The organism is Janthinobacterium aestuarii, assembly GCF_051380835.1.
Lineage (GTDB): Bacteria > Pseudomonadota > Gammaproteobacteria > Burkholderiales > Burkholderiaceae_D > Janthinobacterium > Janthinobacterium aestuarii.
In genome coordinates this window covers 61,331-81,300 of record NZ_JBNYXU010000006.1, presented here as the reverse complement: position 1 = coordinate 81,300, position 19,970 = coordinate 61,331, and the positions used below count along the sequence as shown (strand labels likewise).

Below are 19,970 nucleotides of genomic sequence, written 5' to 3'. Positions count from 1 at the left end.
GTGAATCGGACTGGAGCATATGCAGGGTGCAGCATGTCATGCACAGGCCTGGACAGCGTGATTCAAAATGACGGGTGTGCAAGATGAATTGCAGCCGATAAAAAAGAAGAAGCGGCGCCACGCCGAATAACCACGCAACACCGCTTTCATCTTACCCAACAAAAACGTCGATTACTCGTCGTTTTTGGTCTTCAACACTTTACGGCCACGATAGAAGCCGTTAGGGCTGATATGGTGACGCATGTGTGTTTCGCCGGTAACTGGCTCGACGCTCAATTGCGGCGCGACCAGGAAGTCGTGCGAACGGTGCATGCCGCGCTTGGAAGGGGTTTTCTTGTTCTGTTGAACTGCCATGATGACTCCTAATACATAAGTTCTAAAATTTTAGCACAATCGATTGGCAAATACATGCGAATCGAGTATCCCAGCGGCAAAGACTACCCGAAAATAGCCCGGACCGACATCGTTTATTACAACTACATTTCACTACACTTGCCATACTCGATTACTACACGCGTTTGACACGTCTTTTACAGGAAGCATCAAAAACCTACTGCGCTTCCCGCTATCGCCTTTGCGTTGCTCAGCGTACCTTCGTACGCTTGCGCTACTCAAGACGATATCAGGCCGCTCGCTACGGTTTTTTAAAGCTTCCTTTTTACTACTTTATTCTGGCTTCAAGTCTTTCAGTGCCGCAAACGGCGACTTCTTTTCAGTCTTGAGAGCATCGAGCTGCGCCGTATCGGGGCAGACGTCGTGTTTGGGTACCTGCGGCAGGGCCAGCAAGGCTTCATCTTCGATCAGGGCCGCGGCATCCATGTTGCGGCTGCCGACGATCACGTCGATCGATTCATCGTTGATGATTTCTTCGATCTCGTCCGCGTGCTCGTCATCCTTGCCCAGCATCAGAGTGGTCGTCGAATCAATTGCGTACGCATACGGAGTCAGGCAGCGCTGGCAAACCAGCTGAACGGTGCCGTTGACCGACAAGGTCAGTTGTGGGTAGCCCAGCTTGCTGGTGCCGCCGACGATTTTCCAGGCGATTTCGCCGGAACTATCTGCACAATCCTTGGTCAACCGGGTCATTTCAGCGACAGGAGTTACACCCTCGCGGCTCCCGCTGATACGACAAAAATCAAAGGCGTCGATCACAAAAGCATTCATTGGTAGAAAATTTCCCCGGAAAACCTGCGATAATAACAGGGTTTTTAGCACGGAGTCAAAGGCTAAGCATCTTTTTTGACGCAATTATTGCCATCAACATGACACTTCATCAACACCGTCATGCCGCATGGAGCCTCAGTTATGGGCTCTGCGCCCTGGAATTTGCGTGAAATTCCACTGACATCGACCAGCGCGGCCATGCCGGCCGCCATCCACTACCGAATGATACCAACTTCCGCCCCATCGCGCTTGATTCTTGCATCGAGCTCGACCTACCGCAAGGAATTGCTGGAACGCCTGCGCCTGCCTTTCGAGGTGGCCGTGCCCGATCTCGACGAAAGTCCCCTGCCAGGCGAAAGCCCCAGCGCCACGGCCCTGCGCCTGGCCCAGGCCAAGGCGCAGGCCGTGCTCGACCGCTATCCTGGCAGCCTCGTCATCGGCTCCGACCAGGTCGCCACCCTGGACGGCGCGCAGATCGGCAAGCCCGGCAACCATGCGAATGCCCTGTTGCAGCTGCAAACCATGCGCGGGCGCCAGACCGTGTTCCACACGGCACTATGCCTGCTCGATGGCCGCCAGAGTCCGTCTGTAGCGCAGGTGGAAGACGTCCAGACCCTCGTCACCGTACGCGACTTGCCCGATGCCGAGCTGGACGCCTACCTGCGCATCGAGCAGCCGTACGATTGCGCCGGCAGCGCCAAGAACGAAGGCCTGGGCATCGCCCTGCTCGAACGTATCGACAGCACCGACCCGACCGCCCTGACCGGCTTGCCGCTGATCGCCCTCACCGGCATGCTGCGCAAGGCAGGTGTGGCGTTTTTCACCATTTAATTTACCGACAAGAAGAATATGACCGGCACCCTGTACCTGATTCCCAACCACCTCGGCCTGTCCGACGGCGCAAACGACCCGCTGACCCACATCATTCCAGAGCAAGTGCGGCAGATCACCTCGCAGCTCGATTATTTCGTTGCGGAAAATGCCAAGACGGCGCGCGCCTTCTTGAAATTGATCGGCAACCAGCACCCGCTGGCCAAGCCGCTGCAGGAAATCACGATTTCCGAACTGAACGTGAATACCCCGGCGCAAGCGCTGGCCGGCTTGCTGGCGCCCCTGCTGGCGGGACGCGATGCGGGCCTCGTGTCGGAAGCGGGCGTGCCCGCCGTAGCCGACCCGGGTGCCGACCTCGTGCGTCTGGCGCATCAGCACGGCATAAAAGTGCGCCCGCTGGTGGGCCCGTCGTCGATCCTGCTGGCCGTGATGGCCAGCGGCTTGAACGGCCAGAGCTTCGCCTTCAACGGCTACCTGCCTACGGACGCCGCCCTGCGCGCCAAGCGCATCAAGGAACTGGAAAGCCGCTCGCGCAATGAAAAGCAAACCCAGCTGTTCATCGAAACGCCGTACCGCAACGCCGCCATGCTGGAAGCGCTCGTGGCGCAATGCGCGCCGTCGACCCTGATCTGCGTCGCCACCGACCTGAGCCTGGACACGGAAAGCGTGCAGACATGGAATGGCGGACAGTGGAAAAAACAATTAGCCGCCGGCAAGGCGCCCGACTTCCACAAGAAACCGACCGTGTTCTTGCTGCTGGGACAGTAATCTCACAATCATAAAAAAACGCCACGATCGAATGATCGTGGCGTTTTTTATTGCGGCGCTACCAAGCCGAGTATGACTACACCCTTCTGGTGCCCGTATTTTTCTGTCCGCCCTTGCCCGTTTCCAATACAAACTTCGCGCCATCGTCGCGGCCGAGCACCTTGACCAGGTACGGCATGACTTCGCGCAACATCGGCTCCAGGGTGTACGGCGGGTTCAAAATGAACATGCCGCTGCTGTGCAAGCCAAAGCCGTCCGGCGACGGAGTGTTGACCGTCAGGGTCACGTGCAGCCAGTCCGAGCTGGGCAATTGCTTGAGCTTGTCGGCAAACTGGCGCGACTCCATGCGTTGCAGCACCGGGTACCAGACGGCATACATGCCCGACGGGAAGCGCACGAGGGCGTCGGCCAGGGTGTCCTTGACCTTGCGGTAATCCATCTTGTCTTCATACGGCGGGTCGATCAGCACCAGCGCGCGGCGCGATGGCGGCGGCAGCAGGGCTTTCAGGCTCTGGAAGCCGTCGGCCTTGGTGATGAGTACGCGCTTGCCGCGCACGGTCGGACGCTCGCCCTGGGCCAGCGCATGCGCCTCGACCTTACGGAAGTTGTCGGCCAGAATCTTTGCATCGGCTGGATGCAGTTCGAACAGGCGCAGACGATCTTGCTCGCGGCTGACCTTGTCGGCGCAGTACGGCGAACCCGGGTAGTAGCGCATCTTGCCGCTCGGATTCATTTCCTTGATCAGCCTCATGTACTCGGCCAGCGAGGCCGGCAGGTCCGTGCGGTCCCACAGGGGCGCAATGCCCGTTTCGTACTCGGCATTTTTCGAGGCATAACCGCCGTCGAGCGCATACACGCCTGCGCCGGAGTGGGTATCGATATAACTATAGGCGGTATCTTTTTGATTCAGATATTGCAACAACTGAATCTGCACATAATGCTTCAACACATCGGCGTGATTACCCGCGTGAAAGGCGTGGCGGTAACTCAACATAAGCTGGCTAATTCCATAATAAAAATAAATAAAGGCGGGAGCGCTGACACCGGGCAGGGCATGAAGACAGACTGGAGGGGTCAGGCTGCGGGGCCAGGAAACAGCATGGACCAGCGTAATCAGCGCGCAATTACCAGCATTATCCACCAGAAAGGTGTATTGCATCAAAAAACACGGCTAAACAAGCCCATGTATTCCCGGGACTGGCATCGCCGGGCGCGGTAGAATACGCGCATCGGGCGCCCCGCGCCCATTCGCCTACTGACCAGATACGACCATGCACAGCCTGACCCTCACGACCGATAACCGCGCCGACGTTGCGGCAACCCTGGCCGGCCCGCGCTGGACGGTGGCTTGCCTGTGCGCGCTGTGGTGCGGCACTTGCGGCAGCTACCGCGCCACGTTCGAGGAACTGGCCGCGCGCCACCCGGACACCGTCTTCGTCTGGATCGACATCGAAGACCAGGCCGACGTGGTGGGCGACCTTGACATCGATAATTTCCCCACCCTGCTGATACAGCGCGAGGACAACGTGGCCTTCTTCGGCACCGTGCTGCCCGACGGCGGCCTGGCGCACCGCATGGTGCAGGCGCAGCAGGCGCTCAGCGCCGAGGAACTGGCCGCACTGGCCGGCAGCACGCAGGAACGGCGCGACTGGCAGCGCGACTGCAATCTGCGCCACATGCTGGCCGCCACCCTGGCACAGTAACAACCTCAGGCCAGGCGCAGCGGCAGGCTGCGCAGCCTTTTTCCCGTCAAACTGAACACGGCATTGGCCACGGCCGGCGCAATCGGCGGCGTGCCCGGTTCGCCCACGCCTTCCGGATGCTCGGCGCTGGCGATGATGACAGTTTCCACCTCGGGCGTCTGCCCCATGCGCAGCACGGGGTAGTCGTGGAAGTTGCCCTGCTCGACTCTCCCCTCCTTGAAGGTGATCTCGCCGCCCAGCGCCGCCGACAGGCCGAACAGCACGGCCGATTCCATCTGCTGGGCGATGATGTTCGGATTGACGGCGATGCCGCAATCGATGGCGCACACGACGCGCTGCACGCGGATTTCGCCGTTTTCCACCGATACCTGCGCCACTTGCGCAACGATGCTGCCGAACGACTGGTGCAAGGCCACGCCATGCGCATGGCCGGGCGGAGGACTGCCCGCCCTGGCGACGGCCGCATCGAGCACGGCCAAATGGCGCGGATGCCGCACCAGCATGGCACGGCGGAAGGCGATACCGTCCTTCCCTGCCGCATGCGCCAGTTCGTCGATGAAGCTTTCCTTGAAAAACGCGTTGTGCGAATGTCCGACCGAGCGCCAGTAGCCAACCGGCACGGCACTGTCGGCGATCACGTGGGCGATGCGCTGGTTGGCGATTTCATACGGCATGTCGAATTCGCCTTCGGCCGTCGTCTTGTCCGGGCCCGCGCCGGGCAAGCCGAAATTGCGCTGCAGGTATTGATGCGTGATGGAGCCGCTGACGGATTTGTTATCCCAGGAAGCGATGCGGCCATGCTCGTCGAGGCGGGCCGCAAAGCGGGCCAGCGCGGCGGGACGGTACATATCGTGCTTTGTGTCCTGTTCGCGCGTCCACACCAGCTGCACGGGCGCGCCATCGCACTGCAGCGCGATGGCCACGCCTTGCGCGACCATATCCACTTCCAGGCGGCGGCCGAAACCGCCGCCGAGCAGCAGCACCTCGATGCTGACGTCTTTCGCGTCGACGCCGGCCACTTTCGCCGCCACGTCGACGGCGATGCCGGGCGCCTGCGTCGAGGCCCACAGCATCACCTTGCCATTTTTCACCTGCGCGGTGCAGTTGACGGGCTCCATGGCGGCATGCGCGAGGAACGGTGCGCGGTATTCGGCGCTGACTTGCCGCATGCGCTGCACGGCTTTGCTTTCCACCTCGCCGCTGGCGTGATAGGCATAACCGGCTTCAGTATCCAACAGGCGGGCAAACTCCGCGTAGACGTCGGCGCTGGACAAGTTCGCTTGCGGGCCGGCCTTCCACTGCGTCGGCAAGGCGGCTGCCGCCTGCTTCGCGCGCCACCATGTGTCGGCCACCACGGCCGCGCACGAGACGCTGCGCTGCGCCTGCTGCGGCGTCAGGTCCAGCACTTTTTTCACGCCGGGCATGGCGAGTATGGGCGCCGCGTCGAACGCGGACAGGGTATCGCCCAGGCGCGGCGGCAGATGCAGGGCCGCATACAGCATGCCGGGCGGACGGGCATCGATGCCGAAACGCGCGCTGCCATTGACTTTCGATGGCGTATCGCGGCGCGGTGCCGGCTGGCCGATCAGCTTGAAATCCTTGGGTAGTTTCAGCACGGGCGTGCCGGGGGCTATGCTGGCGGCGCGCTGCGCCAGGCTGGCGTAGCTGGCGCGCCGGCCGTCCGGGTGCAGCACTTCACCGTCCTGCGTGCGGCACTGCGCGGCCGGCACCTGCCACAACGCCGCGGCGGCGCCTACCAGCATGGCACGCGCCGACGCCCCCGCCTCGCGCATGGGGCCCCAGCCATCCTTCACGCTCGACGAACCGCCCGTGACGATCACGCCCAGTTCGCGCGCCGCCTTGGCCACCGTCCACTGCGCCAGCGCCTTCAAGCGTCCCTGGTCGTCAGGATGGAAAGGCAGACTGTCCTTGAGCATGGCGACATTACCGAAGATTTTATCGTTCGGCGCCTGTATCAGTTTGACGCTGGCCAGCGGCACGTCGAGCTCCTCGGCCACCAGCATCGGCAAGGCCGTGTGCACGCCCTGCCCCATTTCGCTGCGCGGCATGGCCAGGGTCACCGTGCCATCCGTGCCGATGGCCAGCCAGCCGTTGAGGGCCACGGCGCCATCATGAAGCGGCAGCGGCGCGCTGCCATGCAGGCGCTGGCGCGGCGGCAGCACGCCCCAGCCCAGCACCAGGGCGCCCACGCCGGCCACGCCGAGGCCAAGGCCGCCGAGCAGGAAACGGCGACGCGACGGGGAGGAGTGTGCGGCCATGGGCTGTCCTTTATAGTAGTGAGTGATCGATCCAGCGCTCCAGCATATCCTGTGCCAGCACCGGACGGCTATAAAAATAACCTTGCGCCAGCTTGCAGCCATGGCGCAGCAGGAAAGCGGCCTGCTCTTCCGTCTCCACGCCTTCGGCAATCACGGACAAATGCATGCTCTTGCCCAGCTGGATGATGGCAATCGCAATCGCCTCGTCGTTGACGTCCGTCGAAATATCCTTGATGAAGGAGCGGTCGATCTTCAAGGTTTGCACGGGCAGCTGTTTCAGATACGCGAGCGAGGAATAGCCGGTGCCGAAATCGTCGATGGCCAGGCCCACGCCGATGGCGTGCAAGTCGTTGATGAAACCGAGGGCGTCCCCCGTGTTCATGATGACAGACTCCGTCACTTCGAGCTGCAGGCGCTGCGGCTCGAGGCCCGTTTCCTTCAGTATGGCGGCCACCATGCCGGCGATGCTGCCCCGTTCGAACTGTTTTACGGACAGGTTGACGGCCATCTTCGGCACGTGCAAGCCCTGCGCCTGCCAGCGCATCATCTGGCGGCACGCTTCGTCGAGCACCCATTTGCCCAGCTGGTTGATGAAACCGCTATCTTCGGCCAGCGGGATGAAGCGGGCCGGCGGCACCAGGCCCAGTTCCGGATGGTTCCAGCGCACCAGCGCCTCGACGCCGACCAGGCGGCCCGTGTCGATTTCCACCTGTGGCTGGTAATTGAGGAACATCTCGTTCTTCTCGATCGAGCGGCGCAAGAAGGTTTCCAGGCGCAGCCGCTCGACACCCTCGCCCGTCATCGATGGCGCATAGAAGCGGTAGCCATTGCGCCCGCGCGCCTTGGCCTGGTACATGGCCACGTCGGCATTGCGGATCAGCATGTTCAAGTCCAGCGCATCGTCCGGATACAGGCTGATGCCTACGCTGCAGGTGACGAACAGTTCGTGGCCGGCCACCGTGAACGGCTGGTCGAACATGGTCATCAGCTTTTCCGCCACCTGCGTGGCGCCATACTCGCCGTCGATGCGTTCGAGCAGGACGATGAATTCGTCGCCGCCCAGGCGCGCCAGGGTATCTCCTTCGCGCAGGCGGGCCGCCAGCTGCCCGGCCACCTTTTGCAGCAATTCGTCGCCCACATGGTGGCCCAGGGTATCGTTGACGTTCTTGAAGCGGTCCAGGTCGATGAACAGCACGGCCAGCTGTTCCTGGTCGCGCGCGGCGCGCAGCAGCGCGTGCTGCAAGCGGTCGTGGAACAGCAGGCGGTTCGGCAGCGCCGTCAGCGGATCGTGGTGGGCCATGTGGTCGAGCTTTTCCTGCGACTCCTTGATCAGGGTGATGTCGCTGAACACGCCCACGTAATGGGTGGTGACTGCGCGCGTGTCGCGCACGGCGCTGATGGTCAGCCATTCCAGGTACACCTCGCCGTTCTTGCGCCGGTTCCATATCTCGCCGCGCCAGAAACCCGAGGCGGCCAATTCATCCCACAGGGCCTGGTAAAACGCGGCGTCGTGCCGTTCGGAACGCGTCAGCGACGCATGCTGCCCCAGCGCCTCGGCTTCGGCGTAACCGGTGATCTGCGTGAAGGCGGGATTGACGGTGACGATGATGCCATCGGCGTCGACCACCATCACGCCATCGGCGATATGTTCGAGCACGGTGGCCGACAAACGCAATTTCTCCTCGGCTTCCTTGCGCGCCGTGATATCGGCATACACCCAGATGCTGCCTTCGTTGGGGCGCAGCGGATCGAGCGCGCAGCCGCTGACCAGCGCCCAGAACAGGCTGCCGTCGCGGCGCTTGTACTGGCGCTCCTCGCTGAAATCGCCGCCCGCGGCCAGGGCCGGATACTGGCGCTCGCCCGCCTCTTCGAAGTCATACGAACTGGTAAACACGATGGCGGTGGAACTGCCCGTCATTTCGGCATGGCCGTAGCCGAACAGTTCCTCGCAGCGGCGGTTGACGGAAATGATGCGGCGGTGGCGCACGAACATCACGCCGAACATCACGTTGTCGAGGATGGCGCTCTGCTCCGTCAGCAGCGCTTCGATGCGCATCTCGTGGTGCTTGCGCTGGCTGATGTCGGCGATGATGCCGTCGATCCAGATGACGCCCTGCTCGCCCACCTGTGGCTGGCCATTCTCGGCCACCCAGCGCTCGATGCCGAAAGCGTCGATGATGCGGTATTCCAGCGCATATGGCCGTTCGTCAAGCACGGCCTGGCCGACGGCGCGGCGGTGCTCGCGGCGGTCTTCCGGGCAGATCAGGTCGGCCCAGGCATGCGTGGTGCCGCGCATGAACTGGCGCGCCGAATAGCCGGAAATATCTTCGATGGCATCGCTGACGAAATCGATGGGCCCGTCGGGCCGGTAGCGGAAGACGGCGCCCGGCACCTGCGTGACGATGGTGCGGAAACGCTCTTCGCGCTGACCCACATCCTCGAACAGCTGGCCGATGGCCGCGCGCATTTGCTCGAGCTGGGCCGTCAGGCGACCCAGTTCGTCATTGCTGTGCGATGCCAGCGGCGTGTCGAAATCGCCGTGCGACAGGCGGTCGGAAAAGCGCGTCAGGCGGCGCAGGGGTTTCAGCAGGCGGCGGTTCAGGAACAGCACGATCAGCGCCATCGACACGGCCAGCTGCGCGCCCAGCACGAAAATATACGACATCTGCTTTTCGCGCAGTTCCTGCTGGCTGCGCGCGTCGTCCATCTCGACGATGACGTGGCCGATGCGTTCGCCGCGCACGAGGATGTCGCGCCCGGCGCGGTACAGATTGCCCACGGGCCGCTGCGGCGCCTGCAGGCTGATGAATTCCGTGTCACCCTGCCCCAGCACCTTCACCAGCAGCACGGAACGGTCGCGCATCACCGACTCGACCAACGAATGGGCCGATTCCGCATTCATGTTCCACAGCGACTCCTGCATGCCCAGCGCCAGGATATCGACATTGCGCTGCAAGGCCTCGTTCAGGCTGGTGCGCGCCGACTGGCGCTCGTGCACGCCGACGAGCACATAGCTGCCGAAGATGGCGGGAACGACAAGGCCGCCAAATACCACCAGCAGCAAGGCGCCATAGATCGACGAGCCGTACAGCACGCGCAGGCTGGCGCGCAGGCGCTGGTAAGGTGAGTTAAACATGCGGCAACAGGGCAACAGGGATCAGGCGGGCGATCATTAAACTTTACAGGGGAAGTCGGGTGGTCAGGCGGGAAGAAACTTTTTTCAGGAGCAATTATGCATGGAAAAAGCGGGATAAGTCACCAATAAACACGCGCCAGCGGCAACCTCATGTCATATAGACAGGGTTGAAAAACCACACGCGGGCCGGCGCGCCAGGCCGGCGCCAGCAGAAAAACGCTTAGCTTGCTATCATCGCGCCACTTTACCTAGAGGAACCACCATGACCTTCTCCATCTACTCCGCTTCGATCCCCGTCTTCAAACAGATCCTGGGCAGCCTGGCCGCCATCCTGGACAAGGCGGCAACGCACGCGCAAGACAAGAAAATCGACCCGAACGCCCTGCTGCAGTTCCGCTTGTTTCCGGACATGCTGCCGTTCGTGCGCCAGATCCAGATCGCCACCGACTTCGCCAAGGGCTGCGGCGCGCGCCTGGCCGGCGTGGCCGTGCCACCGTATGAAGACAGCGAGCAGAGCTTTGCTGAACTGAAAGCACGCATCGTGAAAACCATCGCTTTCCTGGACAGCCTGCCGCAAGCGGACATCGACGGCAGCGAAACGCGCGCCATCACCACCGGCAGCGGCGAAAAGACCAAGCACTTCACGGGCCAGACCTATCTGTTCCACTACGCGCTGCCGCACTTCTTCTTCCACGCAACGACGGCGTACGACATCCTGCGCCATAACGGCATTGAAGTGGGCAAGAAAGATTTTATTGGTAGTTATTGATCGTTAGCGGTGAAAATGGGGTCAGTTCCTTCGGAATCGGAATGCTTCCCATTGGGAAGCATTCCCCCGTCGGGTCTGACCCCAGCAGTTGCCATTGGGTTGGTTAAGTATTCCTGCGCGGATACCCCTGCGCCAGTATCCTCACCCACACCACTTCCTTCTCTTCATCCGTCATCGACACCCAGTGGGCCACTTCCACCACGGTGCGGCCGCAGCCGCGGCAGATTTCATCGAAAGTCGTCGAGCACACGGCCACGCAGGGCGTGTCTGGACGCGGCGGCAATTCCTTGTCAGCCATCAGGATACCTTCGGCAAGCCGAGCTTTTCCCAGCCTTCGGCGCCCAGCGCTTCCAGGGTGGCGATATTCTTGTCGAAGATGTCCGACGCTTCCGGGAAGGCCTCGACGGCGCGCTCGATGCTGTCTTCGCGCAACAGGTGCAGGGTCGGGTATGGCGAGCGGTTCGTGTAGTTGCTGATGTCGTCCTCGAACGTCTCGGCAAACTGGTAGTTCGGGTGGAAACTGGCCACTTGCAGTTCGCCGGCCAGGTGCATGTCTTCCACGGCAGCGTCGGCCACATCGAGAAACTCGTTGTAGTCGAGGAAATCGTTCAGGGTGTACGGGTGGATCAGCAGCGTCGTGTCGATCTGCTCGGGATCCGTGTCGGCCAGGGTTTGCAGCTCGTCCATCAGCATCGCCAGCAAATCTTCGGGATTGCTCGATTCGCACACCACATAGCGGATCTGCTTCTTGACGTGCACGGCCTTGGCGAACGGGCACAGGTTCAGGCCGATCACGGCCTTTTCCAGCCAGGCAACGGTATTGGCGATGATGACGGCGTTGTCGTCGTCGTGGCGCGGCGGGGTGTTCATATACTTGACTCTCTATTAATAAAGCGGCCGGCGGCTGAATGGCCGGCCAAAGCCAAATTGTACGCACTTTTGCGCAGCCTCATACCGGGCGCCGTCCAGGCTTGCGCCATGACCGTGGCCATGTATGCTATAACAGCGGCCAAATCGCACATCCGGCAAATTAAATTTGTAATAATTGCATTATTAGCGACTGGAAACATCGCTATTGACGCCTATGTGCTGTCATCATGCTGACATAATTCTTGACTCCGGCATGTGGATATACGTACACTCGCAGCTTAATCATGGGTCTGTCCGATGTTTCTCCGACGACAACAATGGAACACTATGCACGAAAACTCCTTTAAATCTACCGTCCTGGCGGCGTTGGCCCTGGCGTTTGCGCCCGCCCTCAGCCAGGCGTACGAAGCCGGTGTTGAGAGCGATAACGCGCCAGTCGCCGCCACCACACCCGCCCTGATCCCGATGACCGCCCAGGTCACGGCGAAACTCCCCACCCTCGACAACCGCCTGCAAAAGACCGACCGTCTGCTGAAAAACCTCAGCGACAATTCCGATCCGCTGCGCGAAGCCGACGTCTGGGGCCGCATCCGCAGCGGCTATGCGATTCCCGACATCAACAACCAGCTGGTAGCGAATCACGTCAACTGGTACGCCACCCGGCCCGACTACATCGCCCGCACGACGGCGCGCGCCTCGCGCTACATTTTCCACGTGGTGCAGGAACTGGAAAAGCGCGGCATGCCGACGGAACTGGCCTTGCTGCCGTTCATCGAGTCCGCCTTCAACCCGCAAGCGTTCTCGAGCGCCAATGCGGCCGGCATGTGGCAATTCGTGCCCGCCACGGGGCGCGATTTCAACCTCAAGCAAAACATGTTCAAGGACGAGCGCCGCGGCGTGCTGGCCTCGACCGATGCGGCCCTGACCTACCTGCAGCGCCTGTATGACATGTTTGGCGACTGGCAACTGGCCCTGGCCGCCTACAACTGGGGCGAAGGCTCGGTGCAGCGCGCCATCAAGAAAAACCAGGCGATGGGCAAGCCGACCGACTTCGAAAGCCTGGCCGACCTGATGCCGGCCGAAACGCGCAACTACGTGCCGAAACTGCAAGCGGTGAAAAACATCATCGCCAATCCGGCCCAGTTCGGCCTGACCCTGCCCGTGGTCGACAACCAGCCCTACTTCACGGCCATCGACAAGACCAGCGACATCGACATCACCGTCGCCGCCCAACTGGCCGAACTGTCGATGGATGAATTCAAGGCCTTGAATCCGCAATTTAACCGCCCCGTCATCATCGGCGGCGAAAAGACGAAGATTCTGCTGCCACAGGAAAACGCCGCCAAGTTCACCACCAACCTGGCGCAATGGGGCCATGCCTTGTCGAGCTGGACCACGCACAAGATCACCAATGCGCGCGAACGCATCGAAACGCTGGCGTCGAAATTCGGCACCACGGCCGACGTGCTGCGCCAGGCCAACAACATTCCCCAGCGCACGCGTTTGCGCGCCGGCTCCACCATCCTCGTGCCGAAAACCTCGGCCACGATGAACAGCGACATCACCCAGGAAATCGCCGACAGCGCCACCATGCTGCTGGAAGCGGACCGTCCTGAACGGGTCGCCAAGGCCGTGCGCCGCGTCACCAAGGGCGGCAAGGTGCAAACGGCGCCAATTTCCCTGGTGAAACCACGCATCCAGCGCGGCGGCGGTAACAACCGAGCCAAGGCCCGTCACTGATCGCCTGATCCGTATAGATCCACCTCACCGGCCGCCACAGCTTTGCTGTCGCGGCCGGTTGCACATCCGCTTACCCGCCCACCTACCCAGACAGGAGTCGTCATGGCTTTCTTGCAAGGCAAAAAAATCCTCATCACGGGCTTGCTGTCGAACCGCTCCATCGCCTATGGCATCGCCAAGGCTTGCCACCGCGAAGGCGCCTCCCTCGCCTTCACGTATGTGGGCGAACGCTTCAAGGAGCGCATCACGGAATTTGCGGCGGAATTCGGCAGCGAACTGGTATTCGACTGCGACGTGTCCAGCGATGAACAGATCAGCGCCGTCTTCAGCGACCTGGCGCGTCACTGGGACCAGTTGGACGGCCTGGTGCACGCCATCGGTTTTGCGCCGCGCGAGGCGATCGCCGGCGACTTCCTCGACGGCCTGTCGCGCGACAGCTTCCGCATCGCGCATGACATTTCCGCCTACAGTTTTCCCGCCATGGCCAAGGCCGCCCTGCCCCTGCTGCATCCGGGCGCGTCGGTTCTGACCCTGACCTACCTGGGCGCCGTGCGCGCCGTGCCCTACTACAACACCATGGGCCTGGCCAAGGCGTCGCTGGAAGCATCCGTGCGTTACCTGGCCGAATCGCTGGGTCCGCGCGGCATCCGCGCCAACGGCATTTCCGCGGGCCCCATCAAAACCCTGGCCGCTTCCGGCATCAAGGATTTCAGCAAACTCCTGGGGTTTGTGGCCGAACACGCCCCGCTGCGCCGCAATGTCACCATCGAAGAGGTCGGCAACACGGCCGCCTTTCTGCTGTCCGACCTGGCCTCGGGCATCACGGGCGAGATTACCTATGTCGATGGCGGCTTTTCGCAAGTGATGGCCGTCAATCCCGAAGTAGAGTGATGCGGTGATGGCCGATATCTTGTGGTTGTCACTTGACAACCTCGAAATATCGACCTACATTGGAGGCATCACATGGCGCGCTCCTCGCATCCCAGGAAAGAAATCGAAGCGGCGCTGCGCCACGCGGAAAGCCAGGGCTGGCGAGTGGAAGTGGGCGGTAGCCATGCCTGGGGCAAAATGTCGCCCCTACAATGACGACGGCTGCCGCTGTGGAGAGGTTGCATCGCCTGCATCTGGAGCACGCCGAAAAACCCGGGCAACCACGCGCGGGCGATCCGCCGGGTGGTCGACAATTGCACTTTCAACAAACTGATGCACGACTGCATGCAACGCAAATCCAGAGGATAACCATCATGGATTACATCTTCACTCTCAAGTACCGCCTGCCCGACCACGAACACGACCTCGACGCGCTGGCCGGGCGCCTGGGCAGTGGCGGTTGCGACGACGCCCTGGTCGGCATCGGTCAAGCGGGACGCCTGGCACTGGAATTCACGCGCGAGGCCAGCAATGCCAGGGAGGCGCTGCTCAGCGCCCTGGCCGACGTCAAGGCCATCGTGCCCGAGGCCGTGCTGGTCGAGGCCTCGCCCGACTTCGTGGGCCTGACCGACGTGGCGCAAGTGCTGGGCCTGTCCCGGCAAAACCTGCACAAGCTGATGAGCAAATACCGCCACAGCTTTCCCGTGCCCGTGCATGAAGGCAGCGCCACCATCTGGCACCTGGACGATGTGCTGGCGTGGCTGCACGCAAAGGGAACGTATCAGCTGGAACGCAGCCTGGTCGAACTGGCGCAGGTCACCCGGCAAATCAACCTGGCCAGGAAAACGCGACAGGCGCCGCCGCTGCCCGCCGACATCGTCGCCATGCTCAACTGAACGAGTGAAAACTACGTATTTCTACTGATTTCACATAGGAAACATGCGCAAAACGTGGTAGGACTTTCGTTTCTTCCCATTTAGCCCGTGCAAAACGGCGTCAAATACGGTATAGTGTCGTTGTGCGCTGCAATATGTTCCCTTGAAGCGATGGCAACACCGCAGTCATGCACTACAAACTTAGCAGCTTCGCAAGCCTTAGCGCATCCACAGGATGCCGCTTATAAAGCCCTCCCGCCTTGTGTGTCGCACCTGACACCGTCCCGGCGCAAAGCTTTTGTGCCGAAATTTCTTTCTAGTTGAGTCATTTCGTTTTGGTTGGCGTTGCTATTTTGCGTTCTGCTTTTTGCAAGAACGCTGATTTTTACGAAAGAAAAGAATGACATTTGAATCCTTAGGCCTGCATCCGTCCATCATCGCCGCTCTGACCGAATCGGGCTACACCGCGCCAACCGCGGTACAGTCGCAAGCGATTCCAGCCGCGATCGAAGGCCGTGACCTGCTGGTCTCGTCGCAGACCGGTTCGGGCAAGACCGCAGCTTTCATGCTGCCGTCGCTGCACAAACTGGCCAGTGCCGAACAAAGCGCCGCCGGCAAAACGCCGAACCAGGAGATGCAAGCATCGCGCGCCCGCGGCGAGCGTCCACGTTTCAAGGCTGCCCAGCCAAAAATGCTGGTGCTGACGCCAACGCGCGAACTGGCCCTGCAAGTGACCACCAACACCGACAAGTACAGCACCGGCATCCGCCGCATCAAGGCTGTGTCGATTCTGGGCGGTATGCCTTACCCTAAACAGATGCAATTGCTGGCCAAGAATCCTGAGATTCTGGTCGCGACCCCTGGCCGTCTGATCGACCACATGGACTCGGGCAAGATCGACTTCTCGCAACTGGAAATCCTGGTGCTGGACGAAGCCGACCGCATGCTGGACATGGGTTTCATCGACGACATCGAAAAAATCGTGGAAGCGACGCCAGAAGGCCGTCAAACCATGCTGTTCTCGGCAACGCTGGACGGCGTCGTGGGCAACATGGCCCGCCGCATCACGAAGAACCCACTGGTCATCCAAGTGGCAAGCTCGAGCAACAAGCATGAAAACATCACCCAGCGCGTCCACTTCGTCGACGATCTGTCGCACAAGAATCGCCTGCTGGACCACCTGCTGCGCGACGAATCGCTGGACCAGGCTGTTGTGTTCACCGCCACCAAACGTGACGCCGACACCATCGCCGACCGTCTGAACATCGCCGGTTTCTCGGCTGCCGCCTTGCACGGCGACATGCATCAGGGCGCGCGTAACCGCACCCTGGACGGCATGCGCCGCGGCCAGGTCAAAGTGCTGGTTGCCACCGACGTTGCCGCCCGCGGTATCGACGTGCCAACGATCACCCACGTGTTCAACTACGATCTGCCGAAGTTCCCTGAAGACTACGTCCACCGCATCGGCCGTACCGGCCGCGCTGGCCGCAATGGCCTGGCCATCTCGCTGGTGAACCACGCTGAAGGCATGAACGTCAAGCGCATCGAACGCTTCACCAAGCAATTGATCCCGGTCAATGTCATCGAAGGTTTCGAGCCGAAGAAAACGGCATCGGCACCACGTTCGAGCGCCCGTCCAGGCGGCTGGAAACCAGGCGACAACCGTGGCGGCGCGAAGCCAGGCCAACGCACGTTCAGCAAGCCGGGCGCACCACGCAAAGACGGCGCACCGAGCACCGGCGGCGGCTACAAGGGTTCCAACCCGCGCAGCACCGACGGCGCACGCCGCAGCTACGGCGACCGTTAATCACGGCGCCATGCCGCCAACCGGCGGCAAGCAATAAAAAACGGCCACCAGATCGCTCTGGTGGCCGTTTTTTCATGTCCGCGACACTTACTTCTTCGACACCTTCTGGCGCGACAGCTTGCGCAGCTTGGCCTGCTCGAAGCGCGCGTGCTGTTCCGGTGTCTCGAGCACCAGCGGCGGCACGGCCACCGGCTTGCGGCTGGCGTCGACGGCCACCATCGTGAAGTAGCAGCTGTTGGCATGGCGCACGAGGCGCTGCTGGATGTTTTCCGTTACCACGCGAATGCCCACTTCCATCGACGTCGTACCCGTGTAATTAATCGAGGCGAGGAACGTCACCAGCTCGCCCACGTGAATAGGCTGCAGGAACATCACCTGGTCCACGGACAAGGTCACCACATAACTGCCCGAATAGCGGCTGGCGCAGGCGTAGGCGACGCTGTCGAGGTATTTCAGGATGGTGCCGCCGTGCACGTTGCCGGAAAAGTTGGCCATATCGGGCGTCATCAAGACCGTCATCGTCAGTTCGTGGGCCGACCAGTTCATCGCGCTGTCCAAAGTATTCTCCAAGGGGGAAATCAAAAGTGAGGGAAGATGTGAAAACCGGCCCCAGGGGCCGGTTGCGAGCCTTACAGGCCCAGGGTGTCGATGTCGGCCAGCGATTCGCGGCCCTTGTCGGAAATGTCGTGGCCTTCGCCTTCGGCGCGCGCCACGATGTGGGCTTTCTTGCCCAGGAAATACGCTACGTCCGTATCGAGCTTGGTCAGCGGATCGGTGGCGACGGCGCGCAAACCCATGATGCAGCGGCGCAGGAACAGCAGTTGTTGTGCTTTCTCGGTGATGGACAGACGGCCGTCGCGTGCATAGCTGAGCAGCTTCAGACCCGACAGGCGCTTGGCATTGCGGGCAACGCAAGCACTGGGGCGCTCGGTCTTGATGCCGCGTGCAACTTGCTCCAGCGCGTCATATTCATCGGTTGTTAATTTCTCGTTCTTCATTACTTTTCCATAAAAGGCCAGGTGTTCGGCCCCCATGGTACGCGCCCCGCTGCGCATCGGCAACAGGCAACGTGAATCTACCGCCGCCCGCCATGCGGCAAGGCGACGGAAACACGGGCGTGACGACCGTTATTTGTAGCTGCGCAGCAGCAACCAGGCCAGTCCGCAACCAGCCACGGCGCCCGCCAGGGCCAGCGCCACAAGGTGTTTGCTGGTGATCACAGGCCGCCGGCCCAGATAGATTTTGTTATGCAAGGAATTGCCCACGATGGTCTCCTGTACAAGAATTTTTATGATGTCTCATTATAAGAACAGAATCGTGACGGCCGCATGACACTCAGCAGTTGGAGCTTGATTTGTATCCGCAAGGCAACATTTATGCGCATTTTTGTTGTTTAAATGGCGTGCCTCTGGCGAGGCCCGCCCCTTCCATTTCCGATTGGAAATAAACATGGCGCGCCTGCCCGCCGCAAGCCATGGCGCGGTGCCATGGTCCGAAAACCGCTCAATGCATTTTCACGGGCGGCGGTGGCGGCGTCGGTTCCTCGACCGGCACGGGGTCGATGTGCGGCGGCGGTTCCGGCGGCGGCTTGAGGGGATCGCCTTCCGGCGGTGGCGGCATATCGGGTTCGGGCGTGCTGTGCGCACGCAGCGGGGCAAGATGGAATTGTGGCTGCATGGTGGCCTCCTTTGCCCCACTGTAGCCGATGCAGCCAAATCCTGGCGCCCGCCATTGGCAGGCGGCGGGGAACTAAACGGCGCGGCGCCACTCCAACTTTGCAGGCATCCTCTCCAGCACGAGTGCAAGCGATCTCCATGGCGCGCAAGAAAATCCTCTTTATGGCCGAGGCAGTGACCTTGGCCCATGTTGGCCGCCCCCTGAGTCTGGCCCAGGGGCTGGACGAGGCAGAATACGAGGTGCATTTTGCCTGCGCCGATGGGTATGACTTTTGTTTCAAGCAAGCCCCCTTCCGCCGCTGGCGCATCGACAGTATTTCATCGCTGCAGTTTCTGCAGGCGCTGGCGCACGGCAAGCCCGTGTATACGGAAAGCACCTTGCACGCGTATGTGGAAGACGACTTGCGCCTGCTCAATGCCGTTCAGCCCGACCTTGTGATCGGCGACTTCCGCCTGTCGCTGTCGGTCAGCGCGCGCCTGCAGCGCATTCCCTACATTACCGTCAGCAACGCCTACTGGAGTCCCTGGGTGCGCCAGCACTACACGGTGCCCAACCTGCCCCTGACGGGCGTGCTGCCCATCTGGCTGGCCGATCCCCTGTTCCGCCTGATCCGCCCGCTGGCCTTCGCTTCGCACGCCGTGCCCCTGAACCGTGTGCGCCGCCGCCATGGCTTGCCATCGCTGGGCAGCGACCTGCGGCGCATCTATACGGATGCCGACCGCACCTTGTACGCGGATATTCCGCAACTGTTCCCGCCGCACGGCATGCCGTCCACGCACGACTACCTGGGCCCCATCATCTGGGCGCCGCCGCTCGACTTGCCGGACTGGTGGCAGCGCCCGGAACTGAGCAGCGGACGGCCCATCATCTATGTCACCCTGGGCAGTTCCGGCCAAGGGCAATTGCTGCCGCGCGTGCTGCGCGCGCTGGCGCCCCTGCCCGTTACCGTACTGGCGGCCACGGCCGGCACCATCCGCGTCGATGCCGTGCCGCCGAATGCCTATGTCGCGCCCTTTTTACCAGGCGACGCGGCCGCCCGGCGCGCCAGCCTGGTGATCTGCAACGGCGGCAGCCCCACCAGCCAGCAGGCGCTGACGGCAGGCGTGCCCGTCATCGGCATCGCCAGCAACCTCGACCAATTCCTCAACATGCACGGCATCGTGGGCGCCGGCGCCGGCCTGCTGCTGCGCGCCGACCGCTTCCAGGAAACCGCTTTGCGCCATGCCGCCACGCGCATGCTCGACGATGGCCGGGCCAAGCTGGCGGCGCGTCAGCTGGCCTCGGCCATGCGCGACTATGAGCCCGGGCAACGCTTGCTGCCCCATATGCACGCCCTGCTGGGCTCGTTGCCGCATGGCCGCCAGCCCTGACGGGCGGCGTCGGTTTTTCTTACAGCGCATCCGGCAAAGCTTGCACCGCGTCAACAAAAGCACGCCAAGTCGTTGATTTCAAAAGAACCTCATGCGTTGGCATGGAAGTCG

General features: G+C 61.8%; 20 protein-coding genes and 1 pseudogene. 10 read left to right on the top strand and 11 right to left on the bottom strand.

Annotation, left to right across the window (positions count from 1 at the left end; translation table 11 throughout):
* Positions 1–171: 171 nt before the first annotated feature.
* Positions 172–354, bottom strand: coding sequence for a 50S ribosomal protein L32 (gene rpmF / locus ACQ4WO_RS16890; RefSeq protein ID WP_034749653.1), 183 nt, complete (start codon positions 352–354; stop codon positions 172–174).
* 312 nt (positions 355–666) lie between these two features.
* Entirely contained in the window at positions 667–1,164 is a 498-nt protein-coding gene (locus tag ACQ4WO_RS16885) for a YceD family protein (protein WP_046683963.1), read from the bottom strand.
* Between the two features lie 222 nt (positions 1,165–1,386).
* Between ACQ4WO_RS16885 and ACQ4WO_RS16880 the strand changes: the two genes are divergently transcribed.
* Both ACQ4WO_RS16880 and ACQ4WO_RS16875 read left to right on the top strand, forming a co-directional pair.
* Positions 1,387–1,995: a Maf-like protein gene (locus ACQ4WO_RS16880; protein WP_436482429.1), complete on the top strand. Its 609-nt coding sequence runs from the start codon at positions 1,387–1,389 to the stop codon at positions 1,993–1,995.
* Between the two features lie 18 nt (positions 1,996–2,013).
* The gene (locus ACQ4WO_RS16875) at positions 2,014–2,763 is read left to right on the top strand and encodes an SAM-dependent methyltransferase (RefSeq protein ID WP_436482428.1); all 750 of its coding nucleotides are present in this window, start codon (positions 2,014–2,016) and stop codon (positions 2,761–2,763) included.
* Between the two features lie 76 nt (positions 2,764–2,839).
* Here ACQ4WO_RS16875 and ACQ4WO_RS16870 read toward each other — a convergent pair whose 3' ends face one another.
* Positions 2,840–3,757 (bottom strand): 23S rRNA (adenine(2030)-N(6))-methyltransferase RlmJ, encoded by a 918-nt coding sequence (locus ACQ4WO_RS16870; protein ID WP_219327324.1) that lies wholly within the window; start codon positions 3,755–3,757, stop codon positions 2,840–2,842.
* Between the two features lie 277 nt (positions 3,758–4,034).
* Between ACQ4WO_RS16870 and ACQ4WO_RS16865 the strand changes: the two genes are divergently transcribed.
* Positions 4,035–4,466 (top strand): thioredoxin family protein, encoded by a 432-nt coding sequence (locus ACQ4WO_RS16865; RefSeq protein ID WP_139089829.1) that lies wholly within the window; start codon positions 4,035–4,037, stop codon positions 4,464–4,466.
* Positions 4,467–4,471: 5 nt separating this feature from the next.
* Here the strand turns inward: ACQ4WO_RS16865 and ACQ4WO_RS16860 are convergent, their stop codons facing one another.
* On the bottom strand, positions 4,472–6,745 hold the full coding sequence (locus ACQ4WO_RS16860) for a xanthine dehydrogenase family protein molybdopterin-binding subunit (RefSeq protein ID WP_436482426.1): 2,274 nt from the start codon (positions 6,743–6,745) through the stop codon (positions 4,472–4,474).
* A 10-nt stretch (positions 6,746–6,755) separates the two neighbouring features.
* Positions 6,756–9,881, bottom strand: coding sequence for a sensor domain-containing protein (locus tag ACQ4WO_RS16855; protein WP_436482425.1), 3,126 nt, complete (start codon positions 9,879–9,881; stop codon positions 6,756–6,758).
* 262 nt (positions 9,882–10,143) lie between these two features.
* Here ACQ4WO_RS16855 and ACQ4WO_RS16850 point away from each other — a divergent pair, with 262 nt between their 5' ends.
* Positions 10,144–10,650, top strand: coding sequence for a DUF1993 domain-containing protein (locus ACQ4WO_RS16850; RefSeq protein ID WP_436482424.1), 507 nt, complete (start codon positions 10,144–10,146; stop codon positions 10,648–10,650).
* Between the two features lie 103 nt (positions 10,651–10,753).
* Here the strand turns inward: ACQ4WO_RS16850 and ACQ4WO_RS16845 are convergent, their stop codons facing one another.
* Positions 10,754–10,948, bottom strand: a complete 195-nt coding sequence (locus ACQ4WO_RS16845; protein WP_034749680.1) for a DUF1289 domain-containing protein — start codon at positions 10,946–10,948, stop codon at positions 10,754–10,756.
* On the bottom strand, positions 10,948–11,520 hold the full coding sequence (locus ACQ4WO_RS16840; RefSeq protein ID WP_139089831.1) for a DUF1415 domain-containing protein: 573 nt from the start codon (positions 11,518–11,520) through the stop codon (positions 10,948–10,950). Before ACQ4WO_RS16840 ends, ACQ4WO_RS16845 begins: the two co-directional genes overlap by 1 nt.
* A gap of 327 nt (positions 11,521–11,847) precedes the next feature.
* Between ACQ4WO_RS16840 and ACQ4WO_RS16835 the strand changes: the two genes are divergently transcribed.
* The 5 genes and pseudogenes from ACQ4WO_RS16835 to ACQ4WO_RS16815 all read left to right on the top strand — a co-directional run bounded on the left by ACQ4WO_RS16835 (position 11,848) and on the right by ACQ4WO_RS16815 (position 16,812).
* Positions 11,848–13,260: a transglycosylase SLT domain-containing protein gene (locus tag ACQ4WO_RS16835; RefSeq protein ID WP_436482423.1), complete on the top strand. Its 1,413-nt coding sequence runs from the start codon at positions 11,848–11,850 to the stop codon at positions 13,258–13,260.
* 102 nt (positions 13,261–13,362) lie between these two features.
* Positions 13,363–14,151, top strand: coding sequence for an enoyl-ACP reductase FabI (fabI, locus tag ACQ4WO_RS16830; protein ID WP_436482422.1), 789 nt, complete (start codon positions 13,363–13,365; stop codon positions 14,149–14,151).
* A gap of 72 nt (positions 14,152–14,223) precedes the next feature.
* Positions 14,224–14,499 (top strand): annotated as a pseudogene (locus tag ACQ4WO_RS16825) (hypothetical protein).
* A 5-nt stretch (positions 14,500–14,504) separates the two neighbouring features.
* Positions 14,505–15,026, top strand: coding sequence for a helix-turn-helix transcriptional regulator (locus ACQ4WO_RS16820; RefSeq protein WP_436482421.1), 522 nt, complete (start codon positions 14,505–14,507; stop codon positions 15,024–15,026).
* Positions 15,027–15,405: 379 nt separating this feature from the next.
* Positions 15,406–16,812 carry a DEAD/DEAH box helicase gene (locus ACQ4WO_RS16815; RefSeq protein WP_035820280.1) on the top strand — a complete coding sequence of 469 codons (1,407 nt, stop codon included), beginning with the start codon at positions 15,406–15,408 and terminating at the stop codon, positions 16,810–16,812.
* Between the two features lie 87 nt (positions 16,813–16,899).
* Here ACQ4WO_RS16815 and ACQ4WO_RS16810 read toward each other — a convergent pair whose 3' ends face one another.
* The 4 genes from ACQ4WO_RS16810 to ACQ4WO_RS16795 form a co-directional block, all read right to left on the bottom strand.
* Entirely contained in the window at positions 16,900–17,358 is a 459-nt protein-coding gene (locus tag ACQ4WO_RS16810; RefSeq protein WP_436482420.1) for an acyl-CoA thioesterase, read from the bottom strand.
* Positions 17,359–17,441: 83 nt separating this feature from the next.
* Positions 17,442–17,810, bottom strand: coding sequence for a hypothetical protein (locus ACQ4WO_RS16805; protein ID WP_034749696.1), 369 nt, complete (start codon positions 17,808–17,810; stop codon positions 17,442–17,444).
* 129 nt (positions 17,811–17,939) lie between these two features.
* On the bottom strand, positions 17,940–18,077 hold the full coding sequence (locus ACQ4WO_RS16800) for a hypothetical protein (protein WP_162995739.1): 138 nt from the start codon (positions 18,075–18,077) through the stop codon (positions 17,940–17,942).
* 238 nt (positions 18,078–18,315) lie between these two features.
* Positions 18,316–18,489, bottom strand: a complete 174-nt coding sequence (locus ACQ4WO_RS16795) for a hypothetical protein (protein ID WP_200873002.1) — start codon at positions 18,487–18,489, stop codon at positions 18,316–18,318.
* A gap of 137 nt (positions 18,490–18,626) precedes the next feature.
* On the opposite strand from ACQ4WO_RS16795, the gene ACQ4WO_RS16790 reads away from it, so the two are divergent.
* The gene (locus ACQ4WO_RS16790; RefSeq protein WP_436482419.1) at positions 18,627–19,859 is read left to right on the top strand and encodes a glycosyltransferase; all 1,233 of its coding nucleotides are present in this window, start codon (positions 18,627–18,629) and stop codon (positions 19,857–19,859) included.
* Positions 19,860–19,970 lie beyond the last annotated feature (111 nt).

Coding starts and splice junctions, on each gene's coding strand:
- rpmF (WP_034749653.1), bottom strand. CDS start 354: ATGGCAGTTCAACAGAACAAGAAAACCCCTTCCAAGCGCGGCATGCAC.
- ACQ4WO_RS16885 (WP_046683963.1), bottom strand. CDS start 1,164: ATGAATGCTTTTGTGATCGACGCCTTTGATTTTTGTCGTATCAGCGGG.
- ACQ4WO_RS16880 (WP_436482429.1), top strand. CDS start 1,387: ATGATACCAACTTCCGCCCCATCGCGCTTGATTCTTGCATCGAGCTCG.
- ACQ4WO_RS16875 (WP_436482428.1), top strand. CDS start 2,014: ATGACCGGCACCCTGTACCTGATTCCCAACCACCTCGGCCTGTCCGAC.
- ACQ4WO_RS16870 (WP_219327324.1), bottom strand. CDS start 3,757: ATGTTGAGTTACCGCCACGCCTTTCACGCGGGTAATCACGCCGATGTG.
- ACQ4WO_RS16865 (WP_139089829.1), top strand. CDS start 4,035: ATGCACAGCCTGACCCTCACGACCGATAACCGCGCCGACGTTGCGGCA.
- ACQ4WO_RS16860 (WP_436482426.1), bottom strand. CDS start 6,745: ATGGCCGCACACTCCTCCCCGTCGCGTCGCCGTTTCCTGCTCGGCGGC.
- ACQ4WO_RS16855 (WP_436482425.1), bottom strand. CDS start 9,881: ATGTTTAACTCACCTTACCAGCGCCTGCGCGCCAGCCTGCGCGTGCTG.
- ACQ4WO_RS16850 (WP_436482424.1), top strand. CDS start 10,144: ATGACCTTCTCCATCTACTCCGCTTCGATCCCCGTCTTCAAACAGATC.
- ACQ4WO_RS16845 (WP_034749680.1), bottom strand. CDS start 10,948: ATGGCTGACAAGGAATTGCCGCCGCGTCCAGACACGCCCTGCGTGGCC.
- ACQ4WO_RS16840 (WP_139089831.1), bottom strand. CDS start 11,520: ATGAACACCCCGCCGCGCCACGACGACGACAACGCCGTCATCATCGCC.
- ACQ4WO_RS16835 (WP_436482423.1), top strand. CDS start 11,848: ATGCACGAAAACTCCTTTAAATCTACCGTCCTGGCGGCGTTGGCCCTG.
- fabI (WP_436482422.1), top strand. CDS start 13,363: ATGGCTTTCTTGCAAGGCAAAAAAATCCTCATCACGGGCTTGCTGTCG.
- ACQ4WO_RS16820 (WP_436482421.1), top strand. CDS start 14,505: ATGGATTACATCTTCACTCTCAAGTACCGCCTGCCCGACCACGAACAC.
- ACQ4WO_RS16815 (WP_035820280.1), top strand. CDS start 15,406: ATGACATTTGAATCCTTAGGCCTGCATCCGTCCATCATCGCCGCTCTG.
- ACQ4WO_RS16810 (WP_436482420.1), bottom strand. CDS start 17,358: ATGAACTGGTCGGCCCACGAACTGACGATGACGGTCTTGATGACGCCC.
- ACQ4WO_RS16805 (WP_034749696.1), bottom strand. CDS start 17,810: ATGAAGAACGAGAAATTAACAACCGATGAATATGACGCGCTGGAGCAA.
- ACQ4WO_RS16795 (WP_200873002.1), bottom strand. CDS start 18,489: ATGCAGCCACAATTCCATCTTGCCCCGCTGCGTGCGCACAGCACGCCC.
- ACQ4WO_RS16790 (WP_436482419.1), top strand. CDS start 18,627: ATGGCGCGCAAGAAAATCCTCTTTATGGCCGAGGCAGTGACCTTGGCC.